The 17,120-nt window shown below is 39.4% G+C and carries 18 protein-coding genes and 2 other annotated features; all 18 genes read left to right on the top strand.

Annotation, left to right across the window (positions count from 1 at the left end; translation table 11 throughout):
• Positions 1 to 230: 230 nt before the first annotated feature.
• The 18 genes from M3166_RS16270 to rpoB all read left to right on the top strand — a co-directional run bounded on the left by M3166_RS16270 (position 231) and on the right by rpoB (position 16,976).
• Positions 231 to 1,304 (top strand): PIN/TRAM domain-containing protein, encoded by a 1,074-nt coding sequence (locus tag M3166_RS16270; protein WP_251690907.1) that lies wholly within the window; start codon positions 231 to 233, stop codon positions 1,302 to 1,304.
• A 13-nt stretch (positions 1,305 to 1,317) separates the two neighbouring features.
• Positions 1,318 to 1,998 (top strand): 2-C-methyl-D-erythritol 4-phosphate cytidylyltransferase, encoded by a 681-nt coding sequence (gene ispD, locus M3166_RS16265; protein WP_251690905.1) that lies wholly within the window; start codon positions 1,318 to 1,320, stop codon positions 1,996 to 1,998.
• 121 nt (positions 1,999 to 2,119) lie between these two features.
• Positions 2,120 to 2,596, top strand: coding sequence for a 2-C-methyl-D-erythritol 2,4-cyclodiphosphate synthase (gene ispF, locus M3166_RS16260; protein WP_251690903.1), 477 nt, complete (start codon positions 2,120 to 2,122; stop codon positions 2,594 to 2,596).
• Positions 2,597 to 2,794: 198 nt separating this feature from the next.
• Complete coding sequence (gene gltX, locus M3166_RS16255; protein ID WP_251690901.1) at positions 2,795 to 4,255, top strand: glutamate--tRNA ligase; 1,461 nt, start codon at positions 2,795 to 2,797, stop codon at positions 4,253 to 4,255.
• A 100-nt stretch (positions 4,256 to 4,355) separates the two neighbouring features.
• Positions 4,356 to 4,577, top strand: a binding site (T-box leader).
• A 90-nt stretch (positions 4,578 to 4,667) separates the two neighbouring features.
• A complete protein-coding gene (cysS, locus tag M3166_RS16250) occupies positions 4,668 to 6,071 on the top strand; it encodes a cysteine--tRNA ligase (protein ID WP_251690899.1) in 1,404 nt (467 codons plus the stop codon).
• Positions 6,072 to 6,485, top strand: a complete 414-nt coding sequence (locus M3166_RS16245) for a Mini-ribonuclease 3 (protein WP_251690896.1) — start codon at positions 6,072 to 6,074, stop codon at positions 6,483 to 6,485. It abuts the gene before it with no gap.
• Positions 6,486 to 6,622: 137 nt separating this feature from the next.
• A complete protein-coding gene (gene rlmB / locus M3166_RS16240; RefSeq protein ID WP_251691065.1) occupies positions 6,623 to 7,351 on the top strand; it encodes a 23S rRNA (guanosine(2251)-2'-O)-methyltransferase RlmB in 729 nt (242 codons plus the stop codon).
• A 4-nt stretch (positions 7,352 to 7,355) separates the two neighbouring features.
• The gene (locus M3166_RS16235) at positions 7,356 to 7,868 is read left to right on the top strand and encodes an NYN domain-containing protein (RefSeq protein WP_008407006.1); all 513 of its coding nucleotides are present in this window, start codon (positions 7,356 to 7,358) and stop codon (positions 7,866 to 7,868) included.
• A 94-nt stretch (positions 7,869 to 7,962) separates the two neighbouring features.
• On the top strand, positions 7,963 to 8,586 hold the full coding sequence (gene sigH, locus M3166_RS16230; RefSeq protein ID WP_169797433.1) for an RNA polymerase sporulation sigma factor SigH: 624 nt from the start codon (positions 7,963 to 7,965) through the stop codon (positions 8,584 to 8,586).
• Between the two features lie 77 nt (positions 8,587 to 8,663).
• Entirely contained in the window at positions 8,664 to 8,810 is a 147-nt protein-coding gene (gene rpmG, locus M3166_RS16225) for a 50S ribosomal protein L33 (protein ID WP_251690894.1), read from the top strand.
• 41 nt (positions 8,811 to 8,851) lie between these two features.
• On the top strand, positions 8,852 to 9,037 hold the full coding sequence (gene secE / locus M3166_RS16220; protein WP_008407002.1) for a preprotein translocase subunit SecE: 186 nt from the start codon (positions 8,852 to 8,854) through the stop codon (positions 9,035 to 9,037).
• A 180-nt stretch (positions 9,038 to 9,217) separates the two neighbouring features.
• Positions 9,218 to 9,757: a transcription termination/antitermination protein NusG gene (gene nusG / locus M3166_RS16215; protein WP_251690892.1), complete on the top strand. Its 540-nt coding sequence runs from the start codon at positions 9,218 to 9,220 to the stop codon at positions 9,755 to 9,757.
• A 180-nt stretch (positions 9,758 to 9,937) separates the two neighbouring features.
• A complete protein-coding gene (rplK, locus tag M3166_RS16210) occupies positions 9,938 to 10,363 on the top strand; it encodes a 50S ribosomal protein L11 (RefSeq protein ID WP_008406998.1) in 426 nt (141 codons plus the stop codon).
• Between the two features lie 132 nt (positions 10,364 to 10,495).
• Positions 10,496 to 11,194, top strand: coding sequence for a 50S ribosomal protein L1 (gene rplA / locus M3166_RS16205; RefSeq protein WP_251690890.1), 699 nt, complete (start codon positions 10,496 to 10,498; stop codon positions 11,192 to 11,194).
• Between the two features lie 73 nt (positions 11,195 to 11,267).
• Positions 11,268 to 11,414 (top strand) — a sequence feature (ribosomal protein L10 leader region).
• A 32-nt stretch (positions 11,415 to 11,446) separates the two neighbouring features.
• The gene (rplJ, locus tag M3166_RS16200) at positions 11,447 to 11,947 is read left to right on the top strand and encodes a 50S ribosomal protein L10 (protein ID WP_008406995.1); all 501 of its coding nucleotides are present in this window, start codon (positions 11,447 to 11,449) and stop codon (positions 11,945 to 11,947) included.
• A 72-nt stretch (positions 11,948 to 12,019) separates the two neighbouring features.
• Positions 12,020 to 12,382: a 50S ribosomal protein L7/L12 gene (rplL, locus tag M3166_RS16195; protein ID WP_079523499.1), complete on the top strand. Its 363-nt coding sequence runs from the start codon at positions 12,020 to 12,022 to the stop codon at positions 12,380 to 12,382.
• A gap of 193 nt (positions 12,383 to 12,575) precedes the next feature.
• Positions 12,576 to 13,178 carry a class I SAM-dependent methyltransferase gene (locus tag M3166_RS16190; protein ID WP_251690888.1) on the top strand — a complete coding sequence of 201 codons (603 nt, stop codon included), beginning with the start codon at positions 12,576 to 12,578 and terminating at the stop codon, positions 13,176 to 13,178.
• A gap of 243 nt (positions 13,179 to 13,421) precedes the next feature.
• On the top strand, positions 13,422 to 16,976 hold the full coding sequence (gene rpoB, locus M3166_RS16185; RefSeq protein WP_251690886.1) for a DNA-directed RNA polymerase subunit beta: 3,555 nt from the start codon (positions 13,422 to 13,424) through the stop codon (positions 16,974 to 16,976).
• Positions 16,977 to 17,120 lie beyond the last annotated feature (144 nt).

Raw genomic sequence — 17,120 nt, 5'->3', positions numbered from 1 at the left:
ATTAATTTAACTAAACTACTGGTAGTGGGAATTTAGAATGAAGTATGTCATTTTTGAATTAATATCGCGTAAATTTAACTAAAAAAAATAGGGAATAAACTTAAAAAATGGGTAAAATCCTAATATTGGAATGTAATTGCATTTTGTTGATTATTTGCCCTTGCTTTTGGTACCTGGACTTCGCATGAATGAAACTTTAGATGTATAATTATTAACTGGAGGTGAAACAAATGTTGAAGAAAATAATTCAAGTAGCATTTTTATTTATCGGTGGAGCATTAGGCCTTATTTTCTTACCGCCCTTATATGCATTCATGAACTTATCATCCAATCCTTGGCTTAATAATCCATACTTCAGTGTTGCGATAGGTGCTGCTTTATTATTCGTTTTATCGTTTGCATTATCTGATTACTTTGTAAAATTAATTACTTGGTTAGAGGAAGTATTATTCAAATTGCCTGCAGCAGATTTACTGTTTGGTACACTCGGTTTAATCGTAGGACTATGTGTAGCAACATTGGTCGGGGTCGCAATCAATCAAATGAACATTCCCGTTATTACCGCTGTTGTTCCTGCTATTTTATCCATTGTTCTGGGCTATCTCGGTTTCCGGTTAGGTTTCAGTAAACGGGATGAGCTATTGCAGATCTTTTCCGGGAAATCCACGAAAAAGCGTCAAAGTGACGGATCTGTCAAGGAAGTTCAGGAGCAGTATAAATTACTTGATACGAGTGTCATCATTGATGGGCGTATTGCCGATATTTCAACAACAGGTTTTGTTGAAGGGATTTTAGTCGTACCTCAGTTTGTATTAACAGAACTCCAGCATATTGCGGATTCATCTGATACATTGAAGCGTACGCGTGGTCGCAGAGGTCTCGATATTTTAAAACGTCTTCAGGACGAACGTGCTTCGAAGGTACTTATTACGGAAGTTGATTTTGATGATGTGTCCGAAGTGGACTTAAAGCTGGTTCGCTTAGCAAAAAACATGAGTGCTCAAATATTGACGAATGATTTCAACTTAAATAAAGTTTGTGAACTGCACCGTGTACAAGTATTGAATATTAATGATTTGGCAAATGCGGTGAAACCGGTCGTTATTCCGGGTGAAGATATGCAAGTCGTTGTCATTAAAGACGGGAAAGAACACAATCAAGGTGTCGCCTATTTAGATGACGGAACAATGATTGTAGTAGAAGGTGGCCGAAGCTATATTGGCCAGGCGATTACTGTTACGGTAACGAGCGTACTTCAAACGTCGGCAGGGCGAATGATTTTTGCCAAGCCAAAAGAGGATTAGGATGTGAAGCATTTTGCGTTATGAAGTTGTTTTACCGGCAGCAGGAAGCGGAAAGCGCATGGGTGCCGGGCAAAATAAATTATTTTTAAACTTAGCGGATAAACCGATTTTAGTTCATACACTTCTTGTTTTTGAACAAGATGAAAACTGTACGGGTATTTGGCTTGCCGTAAAAGATGAGGAACGTCCATTTATCCAGTCGCTCATCAAAAAGTATAATATTGCAAAAGTAAAAGGTATGCCTACAGGTGGTGAGGAACGCCAACACTCAGTGCATGCATGCATTAAAGAAATGAGTGCAGTGGATGTTGTCCTTGTTCATGACGCTGCAAGACCTTTTATTACGATTTCAAAGATTGCCGAACTTGCAAAAGTCGCTTATGAAAAAGGAGCGGCTATTGCAGGGGTTCGTGCAAAGGATACAATGAAGGTCGTCCATAACGGCCTAATTAAAGAAACTGTTGACCGCGATTCTTTATGGATGGTTCAAACACCGCAAGCGTTCCGTTACGATTTATTGGCAGAAGCTGAAGACGAAGCCGAAAAGGCAGATTTTTTAGGAACGGATGAAGCAATGCTTGTGGAACGTTTAGGACATGATATTCATATCGTGGAATGCAGTTATGAAAATGTAAAAATGACAACGCAGGAAGATCTGATTTTTGGGGAAGCTATTTTAAAACAACGAAAATAGAAGATACCTTGAAAAGAAAATAGGTTTGCGAGGCTTTTTCCGGACAAGTTGATTATACTAATGATAATGAGATTAGCAGAAAGAAGGTGAAGGCTAGTTTACTTTGTAGGCTAGCAACGATATGTTTCGAATTGGACAAGGATTTGACGTTCATGAATTTGCAGAAGGACGTCCATTAATTTTAGGTGGTATTACAATACCGCATGAGCGCGGCTTAGTAGGTCATTCGGATGCCGATGTACTTTTACATACAGTGACAGACGCGGCATTAGGTGCAATTGGAGAAGGGGATATTGGCCGTCACTTCCCTGATACAGATCCGGAGTGGAAAGATGCAGATTCAGCGAAGTTACTTGAATATATTTGGAAGATGGTAGAAGAACGTGGATATAAATTAGGCAATGTGGATTGTACAATTATGGCACAGCGTCCGAAAATGGCTCCATATATCTCACAAATGCAAAACCGTATCGCACAATTACTGAATGCGGAACCTTCGCAAGTAAATGTAAAAGCGACAACAACGGAGAAGTTAGGTTTTGTTGGCCGTGAAGAAGGAATTGCAGCAATGGCAACGATTCTTTTAGTAAAAGCTTAAAAATGAGGGCGTGTGTCAAAAATCGACACACGCTACTTTAATTTAATAACTTACAGTGGTAGAATGGTTAAAGTTTAAAAGACATCTATTGTGCCGATATTGGACAATATAATGTCCGTTCATATACATATAAAAGTAAACTTTTTTATATGCGAAAAAGGTCGAGCGTTTTAACGCTAAAATTAGGAGGCAAATTTTATGACGAAAACAGTTCGCGTTCGTTATGCACCATCGCCAACAGGATTTTTACATATCGGTGGCGCACGTACAGCTTTATTCAACTATTTATATGCAAAACATCACAACGGTACTTTTGTAGTACGTATTGAAGATACAGATATTGAACGTAATGTAGAGGGTGGAGAAGCTTCTCAACTTGATAACTTACGCTGGTTAGGCATTATGCCGGATGAGTCAATTGATATCGGAGGTCCATATGCACCTTACCGTCAAATGGAGCGTCTTGATATTTATAAAGAGCATGCAGAAAAAATGCTGGAAAACGGACAAGCTTATAAATGTTTCTGTACTTCAGAAGAGCTTGAAGCATCACGCGAAAAACAAAAAGCACAAGGTGTTGCTGCACCTGCATATGATGGGAAATGCCGTCATTTAACAGCCGAGGAAGTTGCTGAAAAAGAAGCTGCTGGTATCCCGCACACAATTCGTATGCGTGTTCCTGAAAATGTTACGTATCAGTTCACTGACTTAGTTCGCGGTGAAGTATCGTTCGAATCAAAAGATATCGGCGACTGGGTACTTGTAAAAGCAAACGGTATCCCAACTTACAATTATGCGGTAGTGCTGGATGACCACTTTATGGAAATTACACATGTATTCCGTGGGGAAGAGCATTTATCAAATACTCCAAAACAAATGATGATTTTTGACGCATTCGGATGGGAATATCCGCAATATGGTCATATGACATTAATCGTAAATGAAGATCGTAAAAAATTATCAAAACGTGATGAGTCAATCATCCAGTTCGTTACACAATACAAGGACCTAGGCTACTTACCGGAAGCGATGTTTAACTTCTTTGCATTACTTGGCTGGTCACCTGAGGGAGAAGAAGAAATCTTCTCACATGACGAATTTGTAAAGCTGTTTGATGAAAAACGCTTGTCAAAATCACCATCAATGTTCGATAAAACAAAATTAACATGGATGAACAACCAATATATTAAAAAAATGTCTCATGAAGAGGTAGTTGCTTTAGCATTGCCACATTTACAAAAAGCAGGTTTACTTCCAGAAGAGTTATCGGAAGAGCAACATGCATGGGCTTCTGATTTAATCGCTCTTTACCATGAGCAAATGAGCTTCGGGGCAGAAATCGTAGAATTATCGAGCCTATTTTTCACAGAAGAAATTGCATATGATGAAGAAGCAAATGAAGTGTTAACTGGTGAAACTGTGCCGGCTGTTATGGCTTCATTTAAAACTCAATTAGAGGCTTTAGAATCTTTTGATGCCGCTTCAATTAAAGCAGCGATTAAAGCTGTGCAAAAAGAAACAGGCGTAAAAGGTAAGAATCTGTTTATGCCAATCCGCGTTGTGACAACTGGTCAAACACATGGTCCGGAATTGCCGAATGCCATCGCTTTAATCGGCAAGGAAAAAACAATTGCTCGTGTTGAAAAATTTGCAGAGTAATTCATTTTCTATAATTTGGAAATAACTACAGAATTCTTTGAATGGATATAATGATTGATTTTTCTGAAAATAGATGTAAAATGAATGTAAATTCCATAATGATAGCACGTTGAGAAGGAGAAGTACGCTGCGCACCCCTTATTAGAGAGGATCACCACCGGCTGAAAGTGATCCAGGTTAAGGCAAAGCTGAAATGCACCTTTGAGTATTTAACTGAACTTGAAGTAGGTTAAATCGATTTGTCCACGTTACAGGACTTTAAGCGGAAAAAGTATGGATACTTTTTCAACCAGAGTGGAACCGCGCATCTAGCGTCTCTGTCACCTTCTTGAGGTGATGGAGGCGTTTTTTATTTAAATTACAAATTAACCCAATGAATATTTAAAGAGTACAATGAAAAAGGAGAGGCAATATGACGATTCAAATTTTCAATTCGTTGACAAGACAAAAAGAACCATTTATTCCGTTGGAGGAAGGTAAAGTAAAAATGTATGTATGCGGACCAACTGTATACAATTACATTCATATTGGAAATTCCCGCCCGGTAATCGTCTATGATACAGTACGCCGCTATTTACAATATGCAGGTTATGAAGTGAAATTCGTTTCGAACTTTACCGATGTAGATGACAAAATTATTAAAGCAGCGAATGAGTTAGGCGAAGAAACTTCTGTATTAACAAATCGTTTTATTGCTGCTTATTTTGAAGATATTACAGCACTGGGATGCCAAAAGGCGGATGCGCACCCTCGTGTAACAGAGCATATGGATGATATTATCGCGTTTATTAAAGTGCTGATCGACAAAGGCTATGCATATGAATCCCAAGGCGATGTTTATTACCGTACACGTAAATTTAATGGCTACGGAAAGTTAAGTCACCAATCAATTGATGATTTAAAAGTTGGAGCGCGTATTGAAGCGGGCGAGAAAAAAGAAGACCCATTGGATTTCGCGTTATGGAAAGCTGCAAAAGCAGGAGAAATTAAGTGGGCATCACCATGGGGAGAAGGACGTCCGGGATGGCATATTGAATGTTCTGTAATGGCACGTGAGCACTTAGGTGATACAATCGATATTCACGCAGGCGGACAGGATTTAACATTCCCTCACCACGAAAACGAAATTGCCCAATCCGAAGCGCATAATGATAAAACGTTTGCACGTTATTGGATGCATAATGGCTATATTAATATTGATAATGAAAAAATGTCGAAATCATTGGGTAACTTTATATTAGTGAATGATATCCGCAAGCAAATCGACCCGCAAGTGTTGCGTTTCTTTATGCTGTCAGTTCATTACCGTAACCCGATTAACTTCGCTCAGGATTTAGTGGAAGCAGCGAAAAGCGGTTTGGACCGTATTCGTACATCCTATACGAATGTCGAGCACCGTCTAACATCTTCGGCAAGTTTAGGGGATAACAGCGAGCAGTGGCTTGAAAAAATCAGTCAGATAAAAGTTGATTTCGAAAATGCGATGAACGATGACTTTAATACAGCAAATGCGGTTTCAGCATTATTTGAACTTTCCCATATCGCCAATGTGTATTTAAACGAAGCCAATACGGATAAAGAAGTATTACAGGCAATTTTAACGATGTTTGATACAATTGGAAATGTACTAGGTATTCATATAAAAGTAGAAGCAGGATTACTCGATGAAGAAATCGAGGCATTAATCGAAGAACGTAACCAAGCCCGTAAAGATCGTGATTTCGCTCGTTCAGATGAAATCCGCGACCAACTGCTGGGCATGGATATTGTTCTTGAGGATACTCGTCAAGGTACACGCTGGAAACGAGGTCAGTAAATGCAAAATTTAACACCACATGATGTCATACAGCTAAATGCACTGGCGCTCGCTTATATGGGCGACGCCGTGCTTGAGCAAAGAATTCGGGAACATTTAATATTGTCGGGCCGTGCAAAGCCTAACACATTGCATAAAGAAGCGACGAAATACGTTTCGGCCAAGTCCCAGTCCAATATTGTACATCGCATGATTGATGAGAATTATTTAACAGAAGAAGAGCAAGCTGTTTTCCGTAGAGGACGCAATGCCAAATCAGGATCTGTTCCGAAAAATACAGATGTCCGAACATATCGTAATAGCTCTGGATTTGAAGCGGTTTTAGGCTTCTTATTCCTTAGCAAAGAACATCATCGCGCAAATGAAATAATCGATTACGCAATCGAAATTGTCGAACAGGCAAAAGGAGTGTAACTATGGCAGAGAAAAGACAGCAAAATCGTAAACCAAAAGATTTTAAAGGTCGCGATAAAAAAGCAGATACTTTTAAAACTCAGGAGAAAAAGCAACAAGAAAAGCCGCAATCTGCCCAGGAAGAACTATCAGGAGAAATGATTGCAGGAAAAAATCCGGTACTTGAGGCACTTCGCGCAGGCCGAGAAATCAATAAGTTATGGATTGCTGAAGGCGTTAAGAAAACAGGTGTGCAGGAGCTAATGGACTTAGCGAAAGAACAAGGTGTCCTCGTACAGTTTGTACCAAAGCAAAAAGTCGATAAACTTGCAGAAAACCATCAGGGAATCGTGGCATCAGTCGCGGCATATGACTATGCAGAATTGGACGATCTATTTGCCGCAGCGAAGGCAAAAAGCGAAGACCCGTTCTTTTTAATACTGGACGAGTTGGAAGATCCGCATAACTTAGGTTCGATTATGCGTACAGCAGATGCGATCGGTGCACATGGTATCATTATTCCGAAGCGTCGCGCAGTCGGTTTAACAGCAGTTGTTGCTAAAGCTTCAACAGGTGCTATCGAGCATGTACCTGTTGTACGTGTAACCAATTTAGCCCAAACGGTGGATGAGCTAAAAGAACGCGGTGTATGGATTGCCGGAACAGATGCAAAAGGTTCTGCAGATTATCGTAAAATGGATGCAACATTACCGCTTGCATTAATTATTGGTAGTGAAGGTAAGGGAATGAGCCGTCTTTTGAAAGATAAATGTGACTTCTTATATCACTTGCCAATGGTTGGTCATGTAACATCATTGAATGCTTCCGTAGCAGCGGCATTACTTATGTATGAAGTGTACCGCAAACGACAAGAAGCTAACGGATGAGGTCATGCAAAACATATTGCTAGTAGACGGCTATAACATGATCGGTGCATGGAGTGAGCTACGTCCTTTACGCGAGCCTCACTTTGAAGATGCACGTGATCGGTTAATTGAACGAATGGCGGAGTATAAAGCACATACAGGCTGGCGTGTTATCGTTGTATTTGACGCCCATCTTGTACCAGGCACTGAGCAACTTTATATTCAGCATGCTGTGGAAGTGCTTTATACACGTAAAAACGAAACAGCGGACGAGCGCATTGAAAAATTATCGAACGAATTAAAAGGACGAAAAATCCAAATACACGTCGCAACATCCGATATGACTGAACAAAACGTTGTATTTGGTCATGGTGCATTAAGAAAATCGGCACGTGAGCTTGAAATTGAAATGCAAATTATTCAGTCTAAAATTTCATCCAAAGTAAAAGAATCGACCGACGAAAAACCGGCCTCAAGAATTAAGCTATCAAAAGAAGTAGAACTACAATTTGAAAAATGGAGAAGAGGGCTCAAGTAATAGATTGCCCGCAATTTCCAATTAAGTTATACTATTCCTAATTATTCTAGCGTAACTGAGGTGATTTTCATTGCTTAAAAGTGAGAAGTTACAAATGGTACTACGTTTTGAACATTTGACAGATGAAGAGCTTGTAGAACAAGTGCATCTTGGCAATACAGATGCGCTAGATTTTTTAATTTCAAAATACCGATTGTTTGTTAAGGCAAAAGCACGGTCGTATTTTTTAATTGGTGCGGACAAAGAAGATATTATCCAAGAAGGAATGATTGGCTTATATAAGGCGATTCGTGATTTTAAAGAGGACAAGCTGGCGTCATTCCGTGCCTTTGCAGAACTTTGCATTACACGGCAAATTATTACGGCGATTAAAACAGCTACTAGACAAAAGCATATTCCGCTAAATTCATATGTTTCTTTAGATAAGCCAATTTACGATGAAGAATCAGAGCGCACGTTGATGGATATTATTACGAGTCCGATTTCGGACGACCCTGAGTATTTGATGATCAATCGTGAAGATTATCTTTATTTGGAAGAGAAGATGGGCGAAGTGTTAAGCGAACTCGAACAGCAAGTATTGGTTCGTTATTTGGAAGGACAATCCTATAATGAAATTTCTGAAGAATTGGACCGCCATGTGAAATCCATCGATAATGCATTACAGCGGGTGAAGCGCAAATTGGAGCGTCATCTTGAATTAAAAGAAATGACTTAAACACCACGAGCCTTTATTGACAGTGGGAAATTTAGGTGTTAGTCTTTAAAGGACAAACTGCCGAAAAGGTGATAAACATGGCAAAGAAAGTCGTTTTAAGTTGTGAAAAATGCGGTTCAAGAAACTACAACGTCCCGAAAAAAGAAGGGTCAACCGAGCGTTTAGAACTGAAGAAATTTTGCTCTCATTGCAATGAGCATACAATGCATAAACAAACGTTATAAATGAAATATAGATTAATTCGTTGTTCGGAGGTTAGGCAAAGATGAGTAAAGTAACAAACTTTCTACAAGAAGTCGGCTCGGAAATGCGCAAAACAAGTTGGCCGAAAAGTAAAGAGTTAACGAAGTATACGGTAGTAGTTGTTTCAACAGTTATCGTGATGGCGTTATTCTTTACAGCAATAGATTTAGGAATCTCAGAATTGTTCCGTTGGTTCTTGTCTCTGTAAGCAATATCATGTTAATATTTCGAAATAGCCCGTCCATGCCATATAACGGGTTTTTTCATTTGTTAAAAAATGCTGACAGCTTAATTTAAAGAAATAGATTATTGAAGTTTTGTGAACAGGGAAATATATACCCTAACACACTTAATGTAAAGGAGGGACGGACGATTTAGTCCTACCTATATGGAGAAAAATTGGTATGTAGTTCATACGTATTCTGGTTATGAGAACCGAGTAAAAGCAAATCTTGAAAAACGCGTGGAAACGATGGGGATGCAAGATAAAATTTTCCGTGTAATCGTAGCTGAGCATGAAGAAATCGATGTAAAAGAAGACGGTAAGAAAAAAGCAGTAATGCGTAAAATCTTCCCTGGTTACGTTTTAGTAGAATTGATTATGACAGACGATGCTTGGTATGTCGTTCGTAATACACCTGGTGTTACAGGATTTATCGGTTCTTCAGGCGGTGGTGTAAAACCGACCCCATTATTACCGGAAGAAGCGGAACGTCTGCTTGAACAAATGGGTATGAATGAAACATTATTAGGTGAAGTTGAAATTTCTGTTGGTGAAGTTGTAGAAGTTCTTGAAGGGCCATTTGCACATTTCCAAGGCCGCGTAGAAGAAGTAGATGTCGACAAAGCAAAATTAAAAGTTCTTGTTGATATGTTCGGTCGCGAAACGGTAATGGAGCTAGACTTTAACCAAGTTCAAAAAATATAGAATTATTTACACTTGATTAAGTAATTTAAAAGTGTTATCATTTCAAAGGTCAGACTGTCCAAGTTTTGGGCGTGTGATTATAATTAGTTTTAATGTTATCGGCAAGTTAGCTGACGAACAGATATTTGAGTGGGAGGGGCAACCCAGTTACCACATCACGGACTTAAGGAGGTGTGTCTCGTGGCTAAAAAAGTTATTAAAGTTGTAAAACTTCAAATCCCTGCTGGTAAAGCAAACCCAGCGCCACCGGTTGGTCCTGCATTAGGTCAAGCAGGTGTAAACATTATGGGATTCTGTAAAGAATTTAACGCTCGTACTGCTGATCAAGCTGGTCTTATCATTCCAGTTGAAATTTCAGTATTTGAAGACCGTTCATTCACTTTTATTACGAAAACTCCGCCAGCTGCAGTATTACTTAAAGTAGCTGCTGGTATCCAATCTGGATCTGGTGAACCAAATCGTAAAAAAGTTGCAACGGTTAAACGTGATAAAGTTCGCGAAATCGCTGAACAAAAAATGCCAGACCTTAACGCTGCTTCAGTTGAAGCTGCTATGTTAATGGTTGAAGGTACTGCGCGAAGCATGGGTATTACGATCGAAGACTAATCCCATCTTCAACACTTGATGATGTTTTTGTTTTTGGAAGGTTGCTGCACTCGGATACTTGTTTGATGAGTGCGCAACCTTTATTCGTGGGAGGTCAAATCCGTTACAACCACAATCAAGGAGGAAATTATAATGGCTAAAAAAGGTAAAAAACTGCAAGAAGCAGCTAAATTAATCGACCGCGCAACTTTATACTCTGTTGAAGAAGCAGTAGCGTTAGCGCAAAAAACAAGCACTGTAAACTTTGATGCAACTGTAGAAGTAGCATTCAAATTAGGTATCGATACTCGTAAAAACGACCAACAAATCCGTGGTGCGGTAGTATTACCACACGGTACTGGTAAAACTCAACGCGTATTAGTTTTCGCTAAAGGCGATAAACTTAAAGAAGCAGAAGCTGCTGGCGCTGACTATGTAGGCGATGCAGAATACATCCAAAAAATCCAACAAGGTTGGTTTGATTTCGATGTAATCGTTGCAACTCCTGACATGATGGGTGAAGTTGGTAAATTAGGTCGTGTATTAGGTCCTAAAGGTTTAATGCCAAACCCTAAAACAGGTACAGTTACATTTGACGTAACAAAAGCAATCGAAGAAATTAAAGCTGGTAAAGTAGAATACCGTGCTGAAAAAGCTGGTATCATCCACGCGCCAATCGGTAAAGTTTCTTTCGAAACAGAAAAATTAGTAGAAAACTTCTTAGCTGTATTTGAAGTAATTCAAAAAGCTAAGCCAGCTGCCTCAAAAGGTACTTTCATGAAGTCTGTAAACCTTACAACTACAATGGGTCCTGCTGTAAAAGTTGACGCTGCTAACGTAACAGTTAAATAATTTCCGGTTTTTAAAAGCCGTAAAATAAAATTTGTTGACAACGCGCTTCTTACTTGGTAAGATGAATGCTGTTGTGAATCATCCATTTGTACCGTAGACAGTAGGGGTGCCATATGCACTTAATGATCCTACCGAGGACATAGGAGTTCGGATTCTTTTTAAGATGATGTACTTTCAGCCTCTATGTCTATTATTGATATAGAGGCTTTTCTTTGTCGGTATAAATGACTCATTCTAATAGGAGGTGTCATCATGAGCAAAGCAATCGAAACTAAAAAAGTTCAAGTTCAAGAAATCGCTGATAAATTCTCTGCTGCTGGTTCTATAGTAGTTGTAGACTACCGTGGTTTAACTGTAGCGCAAGTTACTGAATTACGTAAGCAATTACGTGAAGCAGGTGTTGAGTTCAAAGTTTACAAAAACACTTTAACTCGCCGTGCTGCTGAAGCTGCTGGTTTAGAAGGAATCAATGAATTCTTAACTGGTCCTAACGCTATCGCATTCTCTAACGAGGACGTAGTAGCTCCTGCTAAAATTATTAACGAGTTCGCTAAGAAAAACGAAGCGTTAGAAATTAAAGCTGGTATCATCGAAGGTACTGTGGCATCAGTTGAAGACGTTAAAGCTCTTGCAGAACTTCCATCTCGCGAAGGTCTATTATCAATGCTTTTATCTGTACTTCAAGCTCCAGTGCGCAACTTCGCACTTGCAACAAAAGCTGTTGCAGAACAAAAAGAAGAGCAAGGCGCTTAATAGTAGCCGCATAACTTCAAAAATCAGGCAAACTGCCTAAAACTAATAAACATTCCATAGGAGGAAATTAAAATGAACAATGAGCAAATCTTAGAAGCTATCAAAGCTATGACAGTTCTAGAATTAAACGATTTAGTAAAAGCAATCGAAGAAGAATTCGGTGTAACAGCTGCTGCTCCAGTAGCAGTAGTTGCTGGTGGTGCTGCAGGCGCTGCTGAAGAAAAAACTGAGTTTGACGTAGTATTAGCTTCTGCTGGTGGAGAAAAAATCAAAGTAATCAAAGTGGTTCGTGAAATCACTGGTTTAGGCTTAAAAGAAGCTAAAGAAGTTGTAGATAACGCTCCTAAAGCTCTTAAAGAAGGCGTTTCTAAAGATGAAGCTGAAGCTATCAAAGCTAAACTTGAAGAAGTTGGCGCTTCAGTAGAAGTTAAATAATTTCATTTTAACTTTAATTACTAGGCTCTGAGCTTAGTTTAATAAGGAAAGCTCGTCACAATTTTGCGGCGGGCTTTTCTTTATTTAACTTTTGTGGATATGAAAATATTAATTTTTTATAGTAATCCACATGAAAAGACATCATTTTGCACAAATTACCGCAAAATGTATTTTTTCTAAGGAGGCGTGTTGCATGTCTGAACATTATTATTCAAATAAGCCTCAAACTGAGAGTAAACCACGCCAATGGAAATTCACTTTATTAGGCAATACATTTACGTTTGAAACGGATACGGGTGTATTCAGTAAAAGCGAAGTAGATTTTGGTTCCCGTGTACTAATCGATGTGTTTGAAATGCCTAAAATTGATGGTGTTTTGCTTGATGTAGGTTGTGGCTATGGACCGATCGGATTATCGATTGCAAAAAACAACCCTGACCGTGAAGTTTACATGATGGATATTAATTCACGAGCAGTTAGTTTGTCTCAAAAAAATGCCCAGCTTAACGGGGTTCAAAATGTACGTATTTTTGAAAGCGATGGATTAGCCGCTGTAGAACCTGGAACGAAAGTAGCTGCTGTATTAACCAACCCTCCAATTCGTGCCGGTAAAGAAACAATCTTCAAGTTTTATGACGGTGCATATGAATTGTTAGTGGAAAATGGTGAGCTGTGGATTGTTATTCAGAAGAAGCAAGGCGCTCCATCAACTATAAGTCATTTAGAAGGAATGTTTTCAGAAGTAGATGTCGTTGAGAAGAAAAAAGGATATTGGATTATTCGTGCAAAAAAATAAGTAAGATTAGTTTCCAATATTGACTTGACAAATCGAGTATGATAACATAATAAAATGCAAAATTATTATTTTGAGGTAGTATGCCCTTTTGCATTAAATATTCAAAGTTACGGGTATACTGCTAAGAATAAGTTAAGTTTAACCGAAAATGAGGTTTAAAAAAAGTCTCGTTTTCTTTTTGTCTTTCGAAATCATACACTATTTGTATGTTTTTGCAAAGACCTATTATCGCTTTATTGAGGGGTGAATGAGTTGACAGGTCAACTAGTTCAGTACGGACAACACCGCCAGCGTAGAAGCTTTGCGCGTATTAGTGAGGTGCTGGAACTTCCGAATCTAATCGAAATCCAAACAGCATCTTATGAGTGGTTCCTTGAAGAAGGGTTGCGCGAGATGTTCCACGACATTTCTCCAATCGAAGATTTTACAGGTAATCTTTCATTAGAATTCGTCGACTATACTTTAGGAGATCCTAAGTATAATGTGGATGAATGTAAAGAGCGTGACGTTACTTATGCTGCACCATTACGTGTAAAAGTACGTTTGCACAACAAAGAAACAAACGAAGTGAAAGAGCAAGACGTCTTTATGGGTGATTTCCCATTAATGACAGAAACAGGTACGTTTATTATTAACGGTGCTGAGCGTGTTATCGTTTCACAGTTAGTTCGTTCTCCAAGTGTATACTTCCACGAAAAAACGGATAAAAACGGTAAAAAAGGCTTTGGTGCAACGGTTATTCCTAACCGTGGTGCATGGCTTGAATATGAAACAGACGCTAAAGACGTTGTATATGTACGTATCGATCGTACACGTAAATTACCGGTAACAGTACTTTTACGTGCATTAGGTTTTGGCTCGGATCAAGAAATTTTAGATATCATTGGCGACAATGAATATTTACGTAATACGTTAGAAAAAGATAATACGGAAGGTACTGAAAAGGCCCTTCTTGAAATCTATGAACGTTTACGTCCAGGTGAACCACCAACAGTTGAATCTGCGAAGAACTTATTATATTCTCGCTTCTTTGACGCAAAACGCTATGATTTAGCGAATGTTGGTCGTTACAAAATGAACAAAAAGCTTCACATCAAAAATCGTTTATTCAACCAAACGATTGCAGAAACGTTAGTGGATCCTGACACAGGAGAAATTATCGTAGAAGCAGGTACATTATTAGACCGCCGTAATTTGGATAAGTTAATTCCTTATTTAGAAAGTGGTGTTGGATTCCGTACATTAAACCAAGTTGGTGGTGTATTGGAAGATGATATTACAATTCAGTCGGTTAAAATCTTTGCACCAAATGATGAAGCACAAAAAGAAATCAATGTTATTTCAAACGCCTATGTAGATGAAGAAGTGAAAAATATTACTCCAGCCGACGTATTGGCTTCTGTATCATACTTCTTCAACTTATTATATGACGTTGGTAACACAGATGATATTGACCATTTAGGTAACCGTCGTTTACGTTCTGTTGGTGAATTACTACAAAATCAATTCCGTATCGGTTTATCTCGTATGGAGCGTGTAGTACGTGAGCGTATGTCAATTAACGACACAGCTGCAATCGTACCACAGCAATTAATCAATATCCGTCCTGTTATCGCTTCAATTAAAGAGTTCTTCGGTAGCTCTCAATTGTCTCAATTCATGGACCAAACAAACCCGTTAGCAGAGTTAACGCATAAGCGTCGTCTATCTGCATTAGGGCCTGGTGGTTTAACACGTGAGCGTGCTGGTATGGAAGTACGTGACGTTCACTATTCTCACTATGGTCGTATGTGTCCAATCGAGACTCCTGAGGGACCAAACATCGGTCTTATCAACTCGTTATCATCATTCGCAAAAGTTAACAAGTTTGGCTTCATCGAAACTCCTTACCGCCGTGTCGATCCAGAAACAGGTGCTGTAACGAGTGAGATCCATTACTTAACTGCTGACGAAGAGGATAACTATGTAGTTGCACAAGCGAACTCAATCTTAAATGAAGACGGTACTTTCGCGAATGAAGAAGTTGTTGGACGTTTCCGTGGTGACAACACTGTATTCTCTAAAGACCGCATCGACTACATGGATGTATCTCCTAAACAAGTAGTATCTGCTGCGACAGCGTGTATTCCGTTCTTAGAAAACGACGACTCAAACCGTGCGTTAATGGGAGCGAACATGCAACGTCAAGCTGTTCCATTACTATATCCAAACGCACCATTCGTTGGTACGGGTATGGAGCACGTAGATGCACGTGATTCTGGTGCTGCTGTAGTAGCGAAATTCGATGGTATTGTTGAACATGTAGAAGCACGTTCAATTCACGTACGTCGTATTGAAGTAGTAGATGGTAAAGAAGTAAAAGGCGATTTAACAAAGTATAAATTACAAAAATTCATTCGTTCTAACCAAGGTACTTCTTATAACCAACGTCCAATCGTAAAAGTTGGCGACCGTGTAAAACCTCGTGATATTTTAGCTGATGGTCCATCTATGGAAAAAGGCGAATTAGCACTTGGTCAAAACGTACTTGTTGCGTTCATGACATGGGACGGCTTCAACTACGAGGATGCTGTAATTATGAGCGAACGCCTTGTTAAAGACGATGTATATACTTCTGTTCATATTGAAGAATATGAATCAGAGTCTCGTGATACTAAGCTTGGACCTGAAGAGATCACACGTGATATTCCAAACGTGGGTGAAGATGCACTTCGTAACTTGGACGACCGCGGAATTATCCGTATCGGTGCAGAAGTTCGCGATGGTGACATTCTAGTAGGTAAAGTTACGCCTAAAGGAGTTACAGAGTTAACTGCGGAAGAGCGTTTATTACATGCTATCTTCGGTGAAAAAGCGCGTGAAGTACGTGATACTTCTCTACGTGTACCACACGGAGCTGGCGGTATCATTTTAGATGTAAAAGTATTCAACCGTGAAGACGGCGATGAATTACCACCAGGTGTAAACCAATTAGTTCGTGCTTATATTGTTCAAAAACGTAAAATCCGCGTTGGTGACAAAATGGCCGGACGTCACGGTAACAAAGGTGTAATTTCACGTATCTTACCGGAAGAGGATATGCCGTTCATGCCGGACGGAACACCAGTAGATATCATGCTTAACCCACTAGGGGTACCTTCTCGTATGAACATCGGACAAGTGCTTGAGCTACACTTAGGTATGGCTTCTCGTTACTTAGGCATTCATATGGCGTCACCAGTATTCGATGGTGCCAACGAAGCCGATGTTTGGGAAACGATGGAAGAAGCTGGTATGAACCGTGACGGTAAAACAATTCTTTATGATGGACGTTCAGGTGAGCCATTCGATAGCCGCGTTTCTGTTGGTATCATGTACATGATCAAACTAGCACACATGGTTGACGATAAACTTCATGCACGTTCAACTGGACCTTACTCATTAGTAACGCAACAGCCGCTTGGTGGTAAAGCACAATTCGGTGGTCAGCGCTTCGGTGAGATGGAGGTTTGGGCACTTGAAGCATACGGTGCTGCTTACACGTTACAAGAGATTTTAACTGTAAAATCGGATGACGTTGTAGGTCGTGTGAAAACATACGAAGCAATCGTAAAAGGTGAAAGTGTCCCAGAACCAGGTGTTCCAGAATCATTTAAAGTATTAATTAAAGAACTTCAATCATTAGGTATGGATGTGAAGATGCTTACAATCAACGACGAGGAAGTGGAATTACGCGACCTTGACGATGAAGATGAAGTAGCTGCACCTGTCGAACGATCTAATGATAAAGAAGAAGACCCAGTAGAATCATTTGAATAACTTCAATTGAATCGGGCAGGTATATGCCCTGCCCGATTTTTCTTATATTTTAGATACAAGTTTCATTATAGCCTAATATGAAATTTTGTAAGTGTAGAGCTACATTAAAAGTCATTTACGACTTATAACTAAAGGGAGGTAGGC

This window comes from Solibacillus isronensis, from assembly GCF_023715405.1.
In the GTDB taxonomy this organism is placed as follows: Bacteria; Bacillota; Bacilli; order Bacillales_A; family Planococcaceae; genus Solibacillus; species Solibacillus isronensis_B.
The sequence above is the reverse complement of the archived record's forward strand: the minus strand, read 5'-3'. Positions and strand labels throughout refer to the sequence as shown.

Excerpts from the sequence above, each read along its gene's own strand:
- M3166_RS16190 (WP_251690888.1), top strand. The coding sequence starts at position 12,576 with ATGTCTGAACATTATTATTCAAATAAGCCTCAAACTGAGAGTAAACCA.
- secE (WP_008407002.1), top strand. The coding sequence starts at position 8,852 with ATGAGTAAAGTAACAAACTTTCTACAAGAAGTCGGCTCGGAAATGCGC.
- M3166_RS16270 (WP_251690907.1), top strand. The coding sequence starts at position 231 with ATGTTGAAGAAAATAATTCAAGTAGCATTTTTATTTATCGGTGGAGCA.
- rpmG (WP_251690894.1), top strand. The coding sequence starts at position 8,664 with ATGGCAAAGAAAGTCGTTTTAAGTTGTGAAAAATGCGGTTCAAGAAAC.
- rplA (WP_251690890.1), top strand. The coding sequence starts at position 10,496 with ATGGCTAAAAAAGGTAAAAAACTGCAAGAAGCAGCTAAATTAATCGAC.
- nusG (WP_251690892.1), top strand. The coding sequence starts at position 9,218 with ATGGAGAAAAATTGGTATGTAGTTCATACGTATTCTGGTTATGAGAAC.
- M3166_RS16245 (WP_251690896.1), top strand. The coding sequence starts at position 6,072 with ATGCAAAATTTAACACCACATGATGTCATACAGCTAAATGCACTGGCG.
- M3166_RS16235 (WP_008407006.1), top strand. The coding sequence starts at position 7,356 with ATGCAAAACATATTGCTAGTAGACGGCTATAACATGATCGGTGCATGG.
- cysS (WP_251690899.1), top strand. The coding sequence starts at position 4,668 with ATGACGATTCAAATTTTCAATTCGTTGACAAGACAAAAAGAACCATTT.
- sigH (WP_169797433.1), top strand. The coding sequence starts at position 7,963 with ATGGTACTACGTTTTGAACATTTGACAGATGAAGAGCTTGTAGAACAA.
- gltX (WP_251690901.1), top strand. The coding sequence starts at position 2,795 with ATGACGAAAACAGTTCGCGTTCGTTATGCACCATCGCCAACAGGATTT.
- ispF (WP_251690903.1), top strand. The coding sequence starts at position 2,120 with ATGTTTCGAATTGGACAAGGATTTGACGTTCATGAATTTGCAGAAGGA.
- rlmB (WP_251691065.1), top strand. The coding sequence starts at position 6,623 with ATGATTGCAGGAAAAAATCCGGTACTTGAGGCACTTCGCGCAGGCCGA.
- rplJ (WP_008406995.1), top strand. The coding sequence starts at position 11,447 with ATGAGCAAAGCAATCGAAACTAAAAAAGTTCAAGTTCAAGAAATCGCT.
- rplL (WP_079523499.1), top strand. The coding sequence starts at position 12,020 with ATGAACAATGAGCAAATCTTAGAAGCTATCAAAGCTATGACAGTTCTA.